Origin of the sequence: Iodidimonas gelatinilytica, from assembly GCF_008579125.1 — a bacterium.
Taxonomy (GTDB): Bacteria; Pseudomonadota; Alphaproteobacteria; order Sphingomonadales; family Rhodothalassiaceae; genus Iodidimonas; species Iodidimonas muriae.
Window position 1 is genome coordinate 624498 of sequence record NZ_BKCL01000001.1, and the last position, 17466, is coordinate 641963.

Below are 17466 nucleotides of genomic sequence, written 5' to 3' on the forward strand. Positions count from 1 at the left end.
TCAGCCCCTTTCATCAACAGGCATCGGCGCTTCAAAGGCCTGCACGATCTGTGGATCGACCTGATGAAGATCAGGGCGCACTTTCATGCCCGAATTAACGAACTGTACGCCTTGGGTCACGATACGGTCTTGCGAAGTCACACCGGCACGCACAACACGCCAATCCCCCATCAAGGGGCCCAGAACCACGCGCTTTTGCACAATCACATCATTGGCATCCACCGCCCAGACATATTTCGACCCCTGATCGCTTTGAATGGCGCTATCGGTAATCAAAAGGGTTTCACGGCTTTCAGAAGCAGCAAGGCGCACCCGCCCGAACATTTGCGGCAAAAGAAGCCCTTGGGGATTGTCCAAAGTGGCGCGCACGCGCATGGTGCCGGTGGACCGGTCCAGCTGGTTGTCCACAAAGCTCAAGCGGCCTTCATGGGCAAATTCATCTTCATCCATCAAGCGCACCTGAACCGGGATCACCTGATCAGGACCGCGCTCAGCCATCATCCGCGCATAATCCAGATAATCCGCTTCAGAGATGGTGAACTCGAAATAGATGGGATCTTCCGAGACCAGCGTGGTGAGGATCGTTTGATCCCCCGTCACCAAATTGCCCAAAGACACCCGTTCATCGCTCACACGACCGGTAATGGGAGCCCGGATGGATGTGTAATCCAGATTGATCTGGGCCGATAACAAAGAGGCTTGCGCCGCCGCCACTTGTGCACGGGCCACATCTTCATCGCGCTTTCGGCGATCCAGAACCTCACGGCTCAGGGCGGCTGTTTTCACCAATTCCTCACCGCGTTCTACATCGCGAGTGGCATTGGCAAGGGTCGCCTTGGCCGAGGCCAGATCTGCCTTCGCCCGATCAAGCGCCGCGTCAAAAGGCCGGGGATCAACGCGAAACAACAGATCGCCTTTTTCCACCCGCGCCCCGTCTTCAAACGCAATCTCTGTCAGATAGCCCGAGACACGCGCCCGGATTTCCACGGAGTCGATAGCTTCAAACCGGCCTGTATATTCATCCCACTCCACCAGATCACGCACCGCCGGATGACTGACCGTTACGGTAAGCGCAGGTTGGGCCGCCCCGTTCTGGGCCTGTGCCACGGCGCTTTCAGAATGCCAGCCCTTATAAAACACGCCGCCCAGCGCCAAAAAGGCAATGGCAGAAACAGCAATCATCGGAAAACGACGACGCTTATGCGAACGAAGGCGCGACAAAGGCTCAGTCGGATTAAAAGACATTCTTTCCTCTTTAATATACAGACCAAGACCGCCCGACGACCTTGATGGCGGGCAATATTGGAATTCGGAGCATGGCAAAGCGCATGGCCCTCTTTTTTGAGAGCCCACTATCTGGCGTCTTTTGCGCCGCAGCATTAGACCGCGGCAGCTTGTTACATTCAAAACATAAATTTTCGAATGGGCCGCATACCCCATTCCCAAGGAAAAAAGGGCCAAGGACATTCACAGCCACGCGATTACAGACGCCAATTCACAGAAAAGTGAAATACAATCGCAGAATTCGTACACATTCACAGCCATCCCATTCCCCCTTATAATGGGGTATGGCCGGGCTTTTCCAACGACAATGCCCAGCAAAGAATGAAGAATGGATTTATAATGTTACCGCATCTGTCCACGGCACTCCATGCTTTTGTTTATACGGCCCGTTTGGGAAGCTTTGCTGCAGCCGCACGGGCCATCGGTGTTTCCCCTGCCGCCGTTGGACAAGCCATCCGGAGATTGGAAGACGATTACGGGGTCAAATTATTCACACGCACCACGAGAAAAATGGCCCTCACCCTGGAAGGTGAATTGCTTCTGGACCGTGTGCGGCAACCCTTGGCCGAGTTGGAACAAGTGGGCCATGTCATCAAGGAAAGCCGGGGCATTGCATCCGGGGCCTTGCGCATTGCAGCCCCCACGGAATTTGGCCGCAAAAAACTTGTGCCGCTGGTTGCCGACTTCAACAAGCGCCATCCGCTTGTGACCATCGAACTGGATATTTCCGACAGTATCCGCAGCTTCATTGACGATCAGGTGGATGTGCCTTCCGGCTGGCAACAGAGCTGAGCGATACATCCATGGTGGCTCGTCCGCTTCTGGATATGACTTTGGTCACTCTGGCGGCGCCCAGCTATTTTGAAGCCCATGGTGTGCCACAAACGCCCAATGATCTAGAGCATCATCAATGTATCAATTACCGGCTAATGGACAGCCGCGCGCTTTATGCCTGGGCCTTTCGGATAAACGATACCGTTCGCCGCATCACCCCCCATGCCCATTTCATCGCCAACGAAGCGGATGCGGTGATTGCTGCGGGTCTTGCGGGATTGGGGCTTTTTCAAGCGCCCATCCATTTCGTGCAGCAACAATTGCAAGATGGGTCTCTTGTCCCCGTTCTGGTCGATTACCGGGCAACCATCCACACGCTTTATCTTTGTTATCCGGGGCGGAAAAACCTGCCTTTACGGGTGCGATCCTTCATCGATTTCACATTGGAAGAATCGCACCGCGGCCGGTTTATGCTGGATCATGATCCTTGCCTTTTACAGCAAGAAAAAACCGATCACAGTCTGGATAGCAAGGCAGGCGCCATGCCCAAAACACCCCTCATATCCTAAGCCTTGAGTTTGATCGGCAAATCCCGCACGCGAAGACCCGTTGCATGGAAAACGGCATTCGCAATGGCCGGAGCAACCACGATTACACCCGGCTCCCCCAAGCCCGAAGGCATGTGATCATTCTGTATGAACTCGATATCCAATTCGGGCACCTGATCCATACGCAGCGGAGAATATGTATCCAGATTGCGATCTGAAACCATGCCATTTTCAATGGCCGTGCTTTCATAAAGCGCCATAGACAGGCCCCAAAGGGTCGAGCCTTCCATCTGCGCCAAAGCCCCGTCGGGATGCACCACGGTCCCCACATCCACAACAGATGTGAGCCGTTTCACACGCACATCCCCTTTGTCTTGATCCACCGCCACATGGGCGATACAGGCAACCCATGTGGGCATGCCCCGCTCCTGCCCGAAACAGGTGGCAACGCCCATGCCCTCGCCTTTGGGCAGCGCATCGCGCTTCGCCCATCCGGCTTTTTCCGCCGCCCGCGCCAACACAGCCTTCAACCGCAAAGCCCCGCCTGTACTGGCTGGTGCTTCGCCCGCATTGCGGCCCTTGCCATCAAGCAAGGCAAGCCGGAAGGCCACCGGATCTTTCCCGGCCGCATGGGCCAGTTCATCCATATGCTGCTCAACGGCCCAACCGATCCATCCCGGCCCCACAGAGCGCAGCCAACCGGGCAAAAAGGTTTCCTGCGCCACCGTATTTTTGATGGCGCGCACCCGTTGATTGGGGATGGAATACCAATGGTCGGACCCACTGATGGAAAAGCTGTCCGCCTTTCCGCCGCCGTCCACTTTTTCCGCCAAAAATCCCGGAGCCATAGAGGCTGTCGGCCATCCCGCCGCCGCCGCATGATCATAAGCAACCGGCGTACCATTGGCATCCAGCGCACTTCTGACTTTCTGCACCGAAGGCGAGCGCACACAATCAAAGCCCGTATCATCGGATCGGGTGAAGATCATTTTCACCGGTTTCCCGATGGCTTTCGCCGTAAGGGCGGCGGGAATCATATAATCCCCATAAAGCCGCCGGCCAAACCCGCCGCCCAGATAATATTGGTGAAGGGTGATGCGGCTTTCCTCCACCTCCAATGCCTGTGCCAGAACCGGCAGGATCAGGGATTGCCACTGATTGCCCGAATGAATGTGCCAATGGCCGTCTTTTTCAAAAGCCAGCGCATTCACCGGTTCCAATTGAAAATGCAAAACCGAATGGGTCCGGTAGGTGGTTTCAACAATTTTATCGGCAGATTGAAAGGCGGCATCCACATCGCCTTCCTGCACCCACAAGGCCCCGGCCCGGACATCATTCACAAGGCGTTCGCCTTCTGCCAAAATCCCGGCCTCATCCATAGCGGCCCGCGGCCCGGCCTGCCAATCCACCTTCAAGGCATCGGCGGCTTTAATGGCGGCATGCGTGCTGTCGGCCACCACGGCAAGCCAGCCTTGGCAAACACCGGACGGGTCCTCCAAAGCTACGGTCTGGCGGTATCCCTTCACCGCTTTGGCGGCGCGTTCATCTACCGAAAGAACCTTTGAACCATAGCGGGTCGGCGGCAAGACAGGACGGGCATACAGCATGCCTTCTACCTGCGCATCCAACCCATAGCGCGCCGCGCCCGTGGTTTTTGTGGGGATGTCCAGCGCCTTCACAGCGCCGCCCAATACCCGCCGCTCAGAGGTCGGCTTCAGGCTGAGGGCCGACAGCTCCTTGTCAGTGAATGTCCGGTCTATTTTCCCTGCAGCGACAATCTCGCCATAGCTGACAGAAGCATCGCCACACATCACCATGCTATTACGGGCACGGCACTGATCCGGTGCCACACCAAGCATATGTGCACCGGCTTCCAAAAGGGCGATGCGACCGGCGGCCCCTGCACGCGACAATTGATCGAAACTGGTATGAACGGACCATGACCCGCCGGTAACCATATAGCCCCATTTGGGATCGCTATCCACATGAACGATCTCGATATCGACCCAATCCGCTTCCAGTTCCTCGGCCACCACACGGGCCAAAGCGGTTCCCACATGCTGCCCCATTTCCGCCTTGGCGATATTCACAAGAATACGACCATCAGGGCCAATCTGGAACCAGATGCTCGGCTCATAAGCCCCTGCCCCCAATGTCCGCGCAGCCCCCAAAGCAGTGTGGTTGGCGGCAAAAGCCATCATCAAACCACCGGCAACGGAGCCCACCAGAAATTGCCGTCGGGTGGCGGCCATCACAGCATCGGAGGTGCTTTTTGTTTTAGTCATGGTTTTGGCCCCCGGTCTGGATTTGGGCAGCGCGTTTGATGGCTTTTCTGATCCGGATATAGGCCATACAGCGACATAGATTTCCGCTCATATAATTGTCGATGTCATCGTCGGTGGGGTTTTTCACCTCATCAAGCAATTGAGCGGCCTGCATGATCTGCCCAGATTGACAATAACCGCACTGCGGCACCTGTTCTTCCACCCAGGCCTGCTGCAAGGGGTGCTCGCCCGTTTCCGACAAGCCCTCGATGGTGGTGATCTCGGCCCCTTCAAGATCGGACAACTGTGTCACGCAAGATCGAATGGCAATGCCATCTTGATGAACGGTGCAAGCGCCGCATTGGGCGATGCCGCAGCCGAATTTGGTGCCCATAAGGCCAAGCTTGTCACGCAAAACCCACAAAAGCGGCGTGTCGCCCGGCGCATCCACCGTGACAGATTGTCCATTGACCGTGAAGTGAACCACCGCGTCCTCCCGCTTGTTTGTTAAAGGGCAAATCGTTCCTGATCTTTTATAAATCGGTCAGAAGTTTACAACGATCAACATTCAAAAGCATCCTTCGCATATCAAAATCCGGCGATGAACAAGCCCTGCTAACGCGCCACATCAGAAGAGGTCGTTTGCCGCCCATACGCCACTGCTTATGTTTCGCCTCTCGCTGATATGTCCAGTCCGCGATACACGAGGTTTTACAAGCAGGCGGTTTTATGCGTACCAAACAATTGACATGTCTTTTTGCCCTTGGCTGCGGGTTTCTTTCCATAAGCCCCGCCTTGGCCACCAATGGATATTTCCAAAATGGATATGGAGCCAAAACCAAAGCGCTGGGCGGAGCCGGTGTGGCCGCGGGGCAAGATGCCCTCACCTTGGCCCTCAATCCCGCAGCTGACAAAGCTCGACAATGGTTTGGATCTTGGATTTTCCATGTTCAGCCCCCAACGCGCGGTGACAGCCTCAGGCGGCGGCGATTTCGGCTTTCCCCCGGACGGACGGGTAGAAAGCGGCAATGAACTGTTCGTCATCCCGCATTTTGGCGTCTCTTACCGGTTGGATGATAAAAACAGCGTGGGCTTTGCCATCTACGGCAATGGCGGCATGAACACGGAATTTCCTGCCTTTGATCGACAATGCCCGGACCCCGCCTCCGGCGCTGTCGGGCCGGGCTCGGGATTGTTTTGCGCCGGAGCCGCCGGCGTGGATCTGATCCAGCTTTTCTTTGCCCCCGGCTATGCCCATCAAGTGACCGACCGGATTTCCATTGGCATCAGCCCGATTTTTTCCGTCCAGCGCTTTGAAGCAGAGGGCATCGGATCATTTGCCGCCCTTTCCAGCGCACCGGACCGGTTGTCCAATCAAAGCGCCGATTATGCCTTTGGCGCGGGCTTTCGACTTGGGGCGCAAATGGCGCTGACCGACAGGCTGGAGTTTGGCATTTCCTATGTCAGCCGCATTTATATGGACAAATTCGAAAAATTCAGCGGCTTGTTTGCGGATCAAGGAGGATTTGATATCCCTCCGGCCTTGACGGCAGGTCTTGCCTTTAAAGCGAGCGACCATCTAACGCTCTATGGGGATTATCAGCGCATCTGGTATTCCAATATCCGGTCCATCGGCAATCCGTTTGCCAGCACCCGGCCCCTTGGCGCACAAGACGGACCGGGATTTGGCTGGCGCGATGTGGACGTGGCCCGCTTTGGCGCGGAATGGGCCATAAACGACCAATGGGCCTTGCGTGCAGGCTATGCCTATAATGACCAGCCTGTTCAGCCTTCGGAAGTGCTGTTCAATATCCTCGCCCCCGGTGTTGTCCGCCATCATATAACCGCAGGGCTATCACGCACATTGTTCGGCTCTGTCACCGGGCATCTGGGGGGGATGTATGCGCCGGAATCATCTGTCAGCGGGGCCAATCCGTTGAACCCCGCGCAACAGATCCGGCTGGAAATGCATCAGTTTGAATTGACAGCCGGCATCACCATCGGCTTTTGAGGCCGCTCTGCTTGGGATTGGCCCCTTATAAGGCTTTACCCATACGCAAAAGCGGTACTGATATGCCATCAACACCGCCCGCGGGGGTGCACTGGACTTTCTCGATCACCTGATAGCCGCAGCGTTCGTATAGCGGCACCCCCGCAAGGGTGGCCATCATTTCCGCCCTTTTGAACCCTGCCGCCCGTGCGGCATCTTCCGACACCTTCAAAATCGCCCGTCCCACCCCGCGCCGCGTGAAATCGGGATGGGTGTACATGGCGCGGATTTTTGCCGCGTCACAGGATGGATCAAGCCTGCCACGATCGCGCAAGTCTGTGCTGTGGTCGCCACCATAAAGGGTTTTACGAAAGCTCCAGCCGCCACAGCCCGCCAAAGCTCCGTTCCACAGCACGACAAAATAGGTTTCATCCCGGATAAGCTGGGTATCGATCCCCATAATGGCGCGGCTGGCGGCGATCTGCTGTGCGTCGAGAAAGCCCTTTTGCAGTTCGTTAATGGCCCGGTCCATCAGATCTGTCAGAGGCTCCAAATCGACCATGGTGGCCAAGCGGATTGCTAACATATCCTTTTGTCCCTCGACTGCCGTTATCAGTTCTGTTTTGCGTGTGCCACGGCACTTTCAATGGATGCCTCATAGCGCACATGCGGGGGCCTCAAGCCATGATGGGAAAGCTCTCGCCGCACCTCTGGTGCCGCGCCCGCAAGAAACACCGCGATATTGCGCTTTTGCGCTTTATGCGCCAATAGCTCGATAACATTGGCCGCTGTTGCATCGGCAAAGGGAACGGCGGAAAAATCAATGATCAAGGCTTTATGCTGGTCATTGATACGGTCGAGAACCGAACCAACCGAGGCCGCAGCCCCAAAGAAAAACGCGCCGGATATGCGGTAAATCACAATATCGGGGACATTCATCCGTTTTTCATCATAGGGCTGTCGCGCACCTTCATCATCATCTGCCCTGTCTTCGGCAACGAAGGGAACGGCGGTTTCCACCTTGGTGATTTGCGACATGCGGTGGATGAACAGCACAGACCCCAAAGCAAAGCCCACTATGATCGCCTCGGTCAGGTCGCGGAAAATGGTCAGCCCAAATGTGGCCAAAAGCACCAATGCATCCCCGCGCGAAGCCCGAAGCAATGTCGCAAAGGCTGGTTTTTCCACCATATTCCACGCGACAACGGCCAACACGCCCGCAAGGCTGGCCAATGGAATAAACGCAGCCAAGGGCGCGGCAACCAAAATAAAGCCAAGCAAAAACACCGCATGCAGCATGCCGGCAACCGGACCATGCGCCCCTGCCCGCACATTGGTTGCGGTGCGTGCAATGGTGCCCGTTACGCAAATACCGCCGAACAAAGCCGACCCCATATTCGCAACGCCCTGCGCCACCAGTTCACAATTAGAACGATGCCGCCGCCCTGTCATGCCATCGGCCACAACGGCAGACAGCAGCGATTCAATCGCTCCCAAAAGGGTAAAAGCCACAGCGCTGGGAAAAACAGCCTGGACTTTCTCCATGCTGAAACCGGGCAGATGCGGCATGGGAAAGCTGGTCGGAATCCCGCCAAATTTCGAGCCAATGGTTTCCACCGGCAATCCGGCCACTGCAGCGATGATGGCGGCGCTGGCCACAGCGATCAACATGCCCGGCAGATGCGGGTTCAGGCGTTTCAACCCCTGGATCGCAAGGATGGTCGCCCCCGCCAGAACCATCGATGCCGGGCTGGCGCTGGGCAAAGCCTCAACCAGAACCGGCAGTTTCTCCAATAAAGGCCCCGGCTCGGGCATTGATAGGCTCAGCCCGAAAATATCCTTGATCTGGCTTGCGAAAATGATCACCGCAATGCCCGCCGTAAAGCCGACAGTAACCGGATAGGGCACAAATTTGACATAGGTTCCAAGGCGAAAGAACCCGGCCAGCATCAGCATGGCACCAGACATCATGGTGGCCAGCAACAAGCCCTCCATCCCGTGAGTATGGGCCGTGGCCGCCACCAATACGATGAACGCCCCGGCAGGACCGCCGATTTGAAAGCGGCTTCCCCCCAAAAGCGACACCAGAAAGCCCCCCACAATGGCGGTATACAAGCCTTGGGCCGGCGTTGCGCCGGAAGCAATGGCGATGGCCATGGACAAAGGCAAGGCGACAACGGCCACCGTCAACCCTGCAATGGCATCGGCCCGCAAATGGGACAGGCTATAGCCATCTTTCAAAACCGTAACCAGCTTGGGTGTGAATTGCGGAATGAAGCTGGGCTGCCCCGATTTTTGAGCGGTCGATTCTGTGGTCATCAGGCGTCTCCTTCTCTTGAATTCAGGCGAACGCCCCGCCCTCCCGATGCACTGACCATGCCTTCGGCGATCAGTTCGATGCCCGATGCTTCAAGGGCTTCCACAACTTTGCTCAGAGAATCCACAACGCCGCGCACCAAGCCTTCGCTGGCCTCCATCCGTTGGATGGTGGGCACGGAAAGCCCGGCCCGCACCGCCAGTTCTTTTTGGTCAATACCCAACAAAGCCCGCGCGGCCCGCATCTGCGCCGATGTTATCATTTCACACCCATATTACAGTTATTATGGCAGAAGTGATATATAAAACATCATTATAGAAAGATAAACAGGCAATTTGCCGCATTAGCCCATATGCGGCGATCCACAGACTCCCCCCCTATATCGCCTTATGACGATTTCCGCTTTACCGTGCATCCCAGCGACACACAGCGAAACGGAAGCGTATTACCCTATGGCCTTTCCCGCGAACCCGACGGCGGGGCTGCGGAAAAGGCGATGAAGGCAGGATAAACGCAGAGACGGGCTTTATTCTTCGCGCAGTGCCCGCGCCGGATGAATCCGGGCAACATGCAAGGCGTGGCCCGAAACCGCCAGCCAGGCAATCATCAGTGCTGCAAATCCGGCTATCCCGAACGGCCAGATCGACAAATCGATCCGGTAGGAAAAGCCCTCCAGCCAATCACGCATGACCCAAAAAGCAATGGGCCAGGCAATCAGATTGGCAACCAACACCGGCTTGGTGAATTGCCAAAGCATGATCTGCAGGATATCGCGAATACGCGCCCCCAAAACCTTGCGCACAGCCATTTCATGGATTCGCTGAAAAGCGTTATACCTGCCATGCCATATAGACCAATGGCGGCGATGAAGATCGCTGTTGCCGACGCAAGCCCAAAGGCACGGGCACGCCGGTCCTCGCCATCATATTGCGCGGCAATGGCCGTATCGAGAAAACCACGCTCAATCGGCTGGTCGGGAAACATTTCGGTCCACAACCGATCAATGGAGGCAAGTCCGGTTTCCCGTTGGTTCGGATCAATCCTGGCCAAAAGCTTCCAGGCTTCACGATGCTGGGGCGCTTCTTCATCATAGCTCAGAAAGAACGTCGGCTCGACGGGATCCTTGAGCGAACGCAGATTGATATCCGGTACGACCCCGATAATTTCAAGATTTGGGCTGTCAAATTCATCAACGGGCCATGGGCGAATATCACCAAGTGCTGCTTCAGCGGAATCAAACCCCAAAGAAAGTGCTGCGCTTTCATTAATCACCAGCGCACCTTGCCGGTTTTCGCCTTCGCCGCGAATACTATCATCGGGACGTCCGGGCTCAAAAACGCGTCCATATAGGGGGCCGATTTCCAATGTTTCAAAAAAACTGCGCGAAACGCTTTGCATATCCACATTGATACGCTCTTCCGGATTGGTAACAAGCGGCATACTGGACATGGTACGGCTGGGTCCGGAAGGTTCGTTCATCGCCGAGGCCGTAGAAACAATACCGGGTTGGCGGGCCAGCATGTCCACAAAGCTCACAAAGCGCTCGGCAAACTCATCCCCACCGGGATTGCTCATAACCACCACCTCATCCGGCACATACCCCAGATCGGCAGAACGGATATGTTGTATCTGCGTATAAACAATCACGGTGCAGGCCACCAGGCATATGGCAACCGAGAATTGCAGCACTGTCAGAACTGCACGAATACGGTGACCGGGGGCGCGTTCTTTTACAGCATGAATCAGACGCGCTGGCCGGTAATTGGAGGCAACCAGTGCCGGATAGATACCACCAACAATGCCAATGATAGCCCCAAGCGCCAAAGCCGCAAGAATCTGTAATGGTTCTGTCCAGAAAGAAAATTCCAGCTCAGCCCCCACGAGAGAGGAGAAAAACGGCTCCAAAAGATCAGCAATAATCACACCGATAATGAGTGCAAGACATGTAACAAGCAAAGATTCGCCCAAAAATTGCACTGCAATCTGGCCACGCCCGGCCCCCATCACTTTCCGAAGCGCCACTTCTTGTGCACGTTGTAAGGATCGGGCCAAAGACAAATTGGTGAAATTGACAGTCGCCAGCGTCAGAATAACAAGACCGACAAGCGCAAAGCCGATCACTGTTGAAAGACCATAAGAGAGGTTCAAACCCGGTATAAGCTCACCAGCTAAATGAATATCCGCAAGCGGACGAAGGTGAAAACTAAGAAAAGGCGCCACATCTTTTGGCCGAACCAGTTGCTCTGGAAAATGAGGAGCGACCACATCATCAAGGCGCTGTTCTATATCCGCCATGTTTGTACCGGGTTTTAATTTGATATAGAGTGGACCACTGATCGACCCCCATTGGTCTGCGCCATAGCTTATGATCCCCATATGCGGGACCAGCGCTTCAATACCAATCCCTTGCGAGATATGAAAATGGCTGTTTGCCGGCATATCAGCGATGATGCCCGTCACCCGCACGCTGCGGGCACCATTATCAAGTATCAAGACACGCCCCATGGCGCTGTCATCGCCAAACAGCTTTTGTGCCGTGCTCTCCGTTAGAACAATGGAGTCTGGATCGCTTAACGCGCTTGCCCGATCACCCTCAAGAAAAGGCATGGCAAAAATATCGAAAAAAGAAGGGTCGACGAAAGCAAGATATTGATTAAAGATCCGATTACCAAGACGAAGGCTATGACTGGCGGAAGGTGAATAGCGCGTAGCCGCCATAACCTCGGGCAGGTTTTCTTCAAATACGCTTTTTGCAGGATCAGGTGCGCCCCGAGATTTAACAGATCGCGATCCGCCCAGGCTAATCGTTGTTTCGACCCGCGCAATGCGCTCGTGATCGGGAATCCAACGGTCAAAAGAAAGCTCGTGGCGAACATAGGACAAGACCAGAATCCCCACTGCAAATGCCACGGCCAATCCGGCTATGTTGATGATTGTGAAGCTTTTATTGCGCAGCAAAAAACGCACAGCCGTTATGAAATAATTTTTCCACATTCTTCAGTCTCCACCCCGAACATCACCTTGATGCAGTCTCATTAAATGGCTTGACGTAAGCTTTCCGACACCACCTGCCCATCAAACAGATTGATGGTGCGTTTGGCGAAATCCGCATGGGCCGGGGAATGGGTTACCATGATGATGGTTGAGCCTTCTTCATTCAGCCTTTGCAGCATCTCCATCACTTCCTGGCCATGCTGGCTGTCCAGATTTCCGGTGGGTTCATCCGCCAAGATCAGATCAGGCTGCGCAATCAAGGCACGGGCCACCGCCACCCGTTGCTGCTGCCCGCCGGAAAGCTGGCTGGGCATATGCCCGGCGCGATGCCCGATACCAACCTTATCCATCACCAGATCGGCACGTTCTCGCCGTTCGCGGGCAGGAATTTTATGATATAAAAGTGCCAGTTCGATATTCTCGCGCACGGTCAGTTCATCAATCAGATTGAAGCTTTGAAAGATGAAGCCAATATGGGTTTTACGGATGAGCGCCAGCTTGCGTTCAGGATAATCTGCCACATCCTCGCCAAGAAAATCATAGGCGCCCGCACTGGGGTTATCGAGCATACCGAGAATATTGAGAAGGGTGGATTTACCACAGCCTGACGGTCCCATGATGCGACAAATTCGCCACGTTCGATAGAGATGCTGACATTATTAAGTGCGGTGGTCTCCACATCAGCGGTGCGGTAAGTCTTGCTCAGATCACGTAATTTCAGCATAGCATTTTCTCTCTTTTCTTGCATTCAGCATCAGAAACTCAATTCCAGTCGGTCCATTTCCAGAAATCCGGCATAAGGAGACGTAAGGATGCGTTCGCCCGGCTCCAGCCCCTCGATGACCTCGATATACCGGGCGTTCCGCCGCCCCAAACGCACAGGACGTCTCACTGCCGTCGCCCCGTCCGGAGTCACCACAAACACCCAATTCCCGCCGGTATCTTGATAAAAGGCCCCATTGGGAATGAGCACCGCCTCACTGGGGTCGCCAAGCGACAGGCGGCTTTGCAAAGCCTGGCCGCGCCGGATATCGCCGGGCATATCCTCGACGAAGGTCATATCCACTTCGAACTGGCCGTTATTCACCTGTGGGTAAATCTTGGCGATCACCATGTCATAGCGGCGGCCAGACACCTCCACCTGCGCCATTTGTCCAATATCGACGCGCGGCAAATAAAATTCGTCGATCAACGCAACCAATTTAAAATCATCGGGATCATCGATCTGCCCAATCCGTTCCCCCCGGGCCAAGGATTGCCCGACCTCTGCATTGAAGGCGGTCAGTTTGCCAGACACCGGCGCACGCACATGGAGCGTCTCTAAATTCTTGCGTGCCAGCGCCAAATTCTTCTCCAATTGATCGGCAGAATCTTCAAGCTGCACCATTTGAGCCTTTTGCAAGCGTTCATCGGTCTCTTGCGCCTCCAATGTCACCGCCCGGCGCCGCTTCCAATAGGTCAATTCATCCTCGACCTGCTCCAATTCCGCATCGCTCACATGGCCTTGTGCGGCCAAATCGCGTTTGCGCACAGCCTCGCGGGACAATTTGGTGATCTGCCAGTCGATCTCTATCAGATTGCGTTTGTGGTCTAGCCTGTTCTGCTCCAGCTGAAGCTGTAACGTATTGAGATTATTGAGTTGCTCCGTCACTTCCGCTTCACGGGCAATAACGTCCAGTTGCAAGCCGGTATTGGACAGATCGACGATCAGATCATTCTCCGCAACAAAGGCACCATCTTCCACATGAATCGTCTCGACACGCCCTCCTTCGATGGCGTCCAGATAAAGGGTTCTTAATGGTGTCACCAGGCCCCGCACGGGAATGAAATCTTCAAAGGTCCCCGTTTTCACTTCGGATATTGTAACGCGTGAGCCATCAACCCTGAGATTGCGCCCTTCTGTCGGGGCCAGAAAAACATAAGCCGTGACGACAAGAAGCAAAAAGGCACATCCTATTCCCACAGGACGCACCCATTTTGGCATTATTCGTGTAATTTTACGGTCCATTCCCGCCCCGCTTTTCAACGGGATAGGCGTCTTGAGCGGTTTTTTTATGCTTTTTTCCATTGCTGTCGTACTCTCGGGCAGGTTCACTGGCTTATGAGCCAATATCAGCAAAAGCCGTGCCAAATAGCGAAAGGGCAGTTTTCCCAAGGATCTGCGATAGGCACCCCTTTCCCATTGCCCGATATTGAACAGAAGTGTACGTTTTCGGACAAAATCTCTGAAAGGGCGTTTCGTGGTAGAGAACACACAGGGGACCATTCTCATCGTTGATGATGACCCCGACATCCAAATTGCCGGGCGGCTGCTCTTAAAGCGTCATTTCGGCAAAGTGATAACGCTAAGCACGCCGGAAGACATTCCCGCCATACTGTCCAGCACACCGCCGGACGTGATCTTGCTGGACATGAATTTTGGACCGGGAGAAAGCTCCGGTCAGGCAGGGTTTGAATGGCTGGGCCGTATTCGCGCCCAAGACAGCGAAGTGGTGGTGATCATGATCACCGCCCATGGCGGCGTAAAGGAAGCTGTAGACGCCATGAAGCGCGGCGCCAGCGATTTCGTGGTGAAACCGTGGCAAAATGAAAAGCTCTTGGCCACCGTTTCAGCAGGGCTGGAATTATCGAAAACACGGCGCAAGGCAAAAACACTGACCCGCAGCAATGAAAGGCTGGCCGCGAATAGCGCCAAAGCGGAACAGCCGATGCTGGGCCACTCGCCGCCAATGCTGGCTGCCTTGACATTGATTGAACGCGCCGCCCCCACCGATGCCAATGTGCTGATTTTAGGGGAAAATGGCACGGGCAAGGAACTGGCGGCGCGGGCGCTTCATCGGGCATCCCGCAGGGCGGACCAGATTTTTATGGCGGTGGATCTGGGGGCAGTTTCCGAAACCCTGTTTGAAAGCGAGCTATTCGGCCACAAAAAAGGGGCTTTCACCGATGCCCGCACGGACCGCATTGGGCTTTTGGAAGCGGCAAGTGGCGGCACGCTCTTCCTTGATGAAATCGGCAATTTGCCATTGCACTTACAGGCCAAGCTTTTGACCGTTCTGGAACAACGCCGCGTTACACCTGTGGGGGCGAGCCAATCGGTGCCCATCGATGTGCGCATCATTGCGGCGACAAATCGCAGCCCCCAGGATTTGGCGAACCCCAATATATTTCGCACCGACCTCCTGTTCCGCCTCAATACGGTGGAAGTAACCCTGCCTCCCTTGCGTGACCGCGCTGCGGATATTCCCGAACTGGTGACCCATTATCTCAGGGTTTATGAACGGCGTTATGACAAGCCGCAAAAACGGGTCAGCGATACAGCGATGGAACGCCTTCAGCGATATTCATGGCCCGGAAATGTACGCACCCTGCGCCACAGCATGGAACGAGCGGTGATTTTATCTGAACAAGACGCTTATGAAGCCGAAGACTTTTCCCTGCCCGACACAGCGCGCGCCGCAGCATCACGGGTTGAAACCAAACAAGAAGAAAACGAACCGACAGCATCCTCGCATACGCTCAATCTTGAGCAACTGGAAAAAGAAGCCGTTGAAAGAGCGCTTCGCACCTATCGTTACAATATCAGCCATACGGCCAAAGCGCTTGGGCTTACGCGGGCGGCGCTTTATCGAAGGATGGAAAAGCATGGCCTTTAAACGCTTTGAATGGCAGCTTTTTCTGCGCCTTGGGGTTCTCTTTTCTTCTATGCTGGGTCTGGCCTTCTTGATCACAAACACCGGATTTGGCACAGGCCCCGTTTTGGTCGGCATCCTGGTCATCGCCATTGCATGGGAGATCGTTCGCTTCATACAACGCAGCCAAGCGGATCTGACGCGCTTTTTTCAGGCTGTGCGTAACGGTGATTTTTCGCAACGATTTTCCTCTGATGGGATGGGCCGCGACTTTGAAGAGCTTGGGCAAACCATGAATGCCTTGATAAAGCGCTTCCATGACAGCCGGGCCGATCAGGAAAAGAAACTGCATTATGTGCAGGCGGTGGTGGATCATGTGCCGGTGCCCTTATTAAGCCTTGGCCCCCAAGGCACGCTCAAGCTGCTGAACAATGCCGCACGGCGTTTCTTCGCCCCCCATGCCCTTACGCGCATTGAGGATCTCGACCGCTTCGGGGCGGACTTGCGAAAAACAGTAACCCATATACGCATTGGCGACCGCCAATTGGTGCGGCTGAAGGGCGATGGAACAGCGCTACGGGTGGCGGTGTCGGCCACGGAAATCGCCATCGGAGGAGCACCGACCCGCTTGATTGCCTTGCAAAATATCTCGAACGAATTGGAAACGACAGAACTGGAAGCGTGGCAACAATTGGTGCAGGTGCTTACCCATGAAGTGATGAATTCCATCACGCCGGTCACCTCGCTGGCCGAAACCGCCGCCCATTTGCTGAACGATGGGAAAGGCGATTCCGAAACCCTACAAGATGTGAAACATGCGGTAGATACTGTTGCCCGGCGGGCCAAGGCCCTGACCCATTTTGTCGAAAGCTATCGCAAGCTTAGCCGGCTTCCCCGCCCCAAGCCCCAACGCCTCGCCCTGATCGACCTTTTCAAGCGCCTTGAACTCCTGATGGGGGCGGAATGGCGCGACCGTGCCGTAACAATGCACATAGATGTATCCCCGCCGGGCCTGGCGGTAAATGCAGACCCCGAACAACTGGAACAGGTGCTCATCAATTTGGCACAAAATGCAGCCGAAGCGTTGGAAGGGCGCGAAGATGCCAAAATCTGGCTCACCGGCTCTCTCAACCGACAAGGGCATGTGGTGATCAACGTCGCCGACAACGGACCGGGCATTCCAGCGGACATCCGCGAACGGGTCTTCATTCCCTTTTTCACCACCAAACGCACAGGCTCCGGCGTTGGATTGGCCCTCACCCGCCAAGTAATGATCGCCCATAAAGGCAGCGTATCCATCAACGACAGAAAAGGGGGCGGCACCGTTTTTACCTTGTCATTCTAAAACCCTGAACACCCATCAATATGGGAAAAGCAGATAAAAACGCTTTTCCGGTCTCGATCTGCGCGAACGGGACCATTTACAGAAATCATTAGCCAACCAGCCCGATGCCTTGAGGCGGAACCGCTGATCATCCAAAAAGTTCGACGGGCTCAACCGAAATGCTTGGCCGGAAATAAAGACAAGGTAGAGACAAGCCTCTAACGCTCAAATATTGGTTATTTGCGCGTCTATTGTAAGGTGAGCACAAGCTCCCTATAAATTGCGCGCTTGGCCTGCCCCCATTAAGTGGTCCAGTTTCTAAATTAGGATTGTGTAACG

Annotated in this window: 14 protein-coding genes and 1 pseudogene; 5 read left to right on the plus strand and 10 right to left on the minus strand. The window is 55.0% G+C overall.

Annotated elements, in window-relative coordinates; genetic code table 11:
• Positions 1-1245 (minus strand): efflux RND transporter periplasmic adaptor subunit, encoded by a 1245-nt coding sequence (locus JCM17844_RS02810; protein WP_210431224.1) that lies wholly within the window; start codon positions 1243-1245, stop codon positions 1-3.
• Positions 1246-1623: 378 nt separating this feature from the next.
• Between JCM17844_RS02810 and JCM17844_RS16320 the strand changes: the two genes are divergently transcribed.
• Together JCM17844_RS16320 and JCM17844_RS16325 are read left to right on the plus strand one after the other, a co-directional pair.
• Complete coding sequence (locus JCM17844_RS16320; RefSeq protein ID WP_210431225.1) at positions 1624-2076, plus strand: LysR family transcriptional regulator; 453 nt, start codon at positions 1624-1626, stop codon at positions 2074-2076.
• Positions 2077-2087: 11 nt separating this feature from the next.
• Entirely contained in the window at positions 2088-2627 is a 540-nt protein-coding gene (locus JCM17844_RS16325; RefSeq protein ID WP_149999540.1) for a substrate binding domain-containing protein, read from the plus strand.
• Here the strand turns inward: JCM17844_RS16325 and JCM17844_RS02825 are convergent.
• A complete protein-coding gene (locus JCM17844_RS02825) occupies positions 2624-4891 on the minus strand; it encodes a xanthine dehydrogenase family protein molybdopterin-binding subunit (protein ID WP_149999541.1) in 2268 nt (755 codons plus the stop codon). The two genes, JCM17844_RS16325 and JCM17844_RS02825, sit on opposite strands and share 4 nt — an antisense overlap.
• On the minus strand, positions 4884-5357 hold the full coding sequence (locus JCM17844_RS02830; protein WP_149999542.1) for a (2Fe-2S)-binding protein: 474 nt from the start codon (positions 5355-5357) through the stop codon (positions 4884-4886). The genes JCM17844_RS02825 and JCM17844_RS02830 overlap by 8 nt, the downstream gene beginning before the upstream one ends.
• Positions 5358-5816: 459 nt before the next feature.
• On the opposite strand from JCM17844_RS02830, the gene JCM17844_RS02835 reads away from it, so the two are divergent.
• A complete protein-coding gene (locus tag JCM17844_RS02835; RefSeq protein WP_210431226.1) occupies positions 5817-6881 on the plus strand; it encodes an OmpP1/FadL family transporter in 1065 nt (354 codons plus the stop codon).
• A 25-nt stretch (positions 6882-6906) separates the two neighbouring features.
• Here JCM17844_RS02835 and JCM17844_RS02840 read toward each other — a convergent pair whose 3' ends face one another.
• The 7 genes and pseudogenes from JCM17844_RS02840 to JCM17844_RS02870 all read right to left on the minus strand — a co-directional run bounded on the left by JCM17844_RS02840 (position 6907) and on the right by JCM17844_RS02870 (position 14113).
• Positions 6907-7446, minus strand: coding sequence for a GNAT family N-acetyltransferase (locus JCM17844_RS02840; protein WP_149999544.1), 540 nt, complete (start codon positions 7444-7446; stop codon positions 6907-6909).
• A gap of 26 nt (positions 7447-7472) precedes the next feature.
• The gene (locus JCM17844_RS02845; protein WP_149999545.1) at positions 7473-9179 is read right to left on the minus strand and encodes a SulP family inorganic anion transporter; all 1707 of its coding nucleotides are present in this window, start codon (positions 9177-9179) and stop codon (positions 7473-7475) included.
• Positions 9179-9439: a helix-turn-helix domain-containing protein gene (locus tag JCM17844_RS02850; RefSeq protein WP_149999546.1), complete on the minus strand. Its 261-nt coding sequence runs from the start codon at positions 9437-9439 to the stop codon at positions 9179-9181. Before JCM17844_RS02850 ends, JCM17844_RS02845 begins: the two co-directional genes overlap by 1 nt.
• A gap of 264 nt (positions 9440-9703) precedes the next feature.
• Entirely contained in the window at positions 9704-9985 is a 282-nt protein-coding gene (locus JCM17844_RS02855) for an ABC transporter permease (protein WP_149999547.1), read from the minus strand.
• Entirely contained in the window at positions 9892-12171 is a 2280-nt protein-coding gene (locus JCM17844_RS02860) for an ABC transporter permease (protein WP_149999548.1), read from the minus strand. The genes JCM17844_RS02855 and JCM17844_RS02860 overlap by 94 nt, the downstream gene beginning before the upstream one ends.
• A 41-nt stretch (positions 12172-12212) precedes the next feature.
• A pseudogene (locus JCM17844_RS02865) lies at positions 12213-12895 on the minus strand (ABC transporter ATP-binding protein).
• Positions 12896-12925: 30 nt separating this feature from the next.
• Positions 12926-14113, minus strand: coding sequence for an efflux RND transporter periplasmic adaptor subunit (locus JCM17844_RS02870; protein WP_210431229.1), 1188 nt, complete (start codon positions 14111-14113; stop codon positions 12926-12928).
• A 298-nt stretch (positions 14114-14411) separates the two neighbouring features.
• Here JCM17844_RS02870 and JCM17844_RS02875 point away from each other — a divergent pair, with 298 nt between their 5' ends.
• Together JCM17844_RS02875 and JCM17844_RS02880 are read left to right on the plus strand one after the other, a co-directional pair.
• On the plus strand, positions 14412-15827 hold the full coding sequence (locus JCM17844_RS02875; protein ID WP_210431230.1) for a sigma-54-dependent transcriptional regulator: 1416 nt from the start codon (positions 14412-14414) through the stop codon (positions 15825-15827).
• Positions 15817-17148 carry a sensor histidine kinase gene (locus tag JCM17844_RS02880; protein WP_149999550.1) on the plus strand — a complete coding sequence of 444 codons (1332 nt, stop codon included), beginning with the start codon at positions 15817-15819 and terminating at the stop codon, positions 17146-17148. The genes JCM17844_RS02875 and JCM17844_RS02880 overlap by 11 nt, the downstream gene beginning before the upstream one ends.
• The last annotated feature ends 318 nt before the right edge of the window (positions 17149-17466 follow it).

Coding starts and splice junctions, on each gene's coding strand:
- JCM17844_RS16325 (WP_149999540.1), top strand. CDS start 2,088: ATGGTGGCTCGTCCGCTTCTGGATATGACTTTGGTCACTCTGGCGGCG.
- JCM17844_RS02845 (WP_149999545.1), bottom strand. CDS start 9,179: ATGACCACAGAATCGACCGCTCAAAAATCGGGGCAGCCCAGCTTCATT.
- JCM17844_RS02840 (WP_149999544.1), bottom strand. CDS start 7,446: ATGTTAGCAATCCGCTTGGCCACCATGGTCGATTTGGAGCCTCTGACA.
- JCM17844_RS02860 (WP_149999548.1), bottom strand. CDS start 12,171: ATGTGGAAAAATTATTTCATAACGGCTGTGCGTTTTTTGCTGCGCAAT.
- JCM17844_RS02850 (WP_149999546.1), bottom strand. CDS start 9,439: ATGATAACATCGGCGCAGATGCGGGCCGCGCGGGCTTTGTTGGGTATT.
- JCM17844_RS02880 (WP_149999550.1), top strand. CDS start 15,817: ATGGCCTTTAAACGCTTTGAATGGCAGCTTTTTCTGCGCCTTGGGGTT.
- JCM17844_RS02855 (WP_149999547.1), bottom strand. CDS start 9,985: ATGGCTGTGCGCAAGGTTTTGGGGGCGCGTATTCGCGATATCCTGCAG.
- JCM17844_RS02810 (WP_210431224.1), bottom strand. CDS start 1,245: ATGTCTTTTAATCCGACTGAGCCTTTGTCGCGCCTTCGTTCGCATAAG.
- JCM17844_RS16320 (WP_210431225.1), top strand. CDS start 1,624: ATGTTACCGCATCTGTCCACGGCACTCCATGCTTTTGTTTATACGGCC.
- JCM17844_RS02825 (WP_149999541.1), bottom strand. CDS start 4,891: ATGACTAAAACAAAAAGCACCTCCGATGCTGTGATGGCCGCCACCCGA.
- JCM17844_RS02835 (WP_210431226.1), top strand. CDS start 5,817: ATGTTCAGCCCCCAACGCGCGGTGACAGCCTCAGGCGGCGGCGATTTC.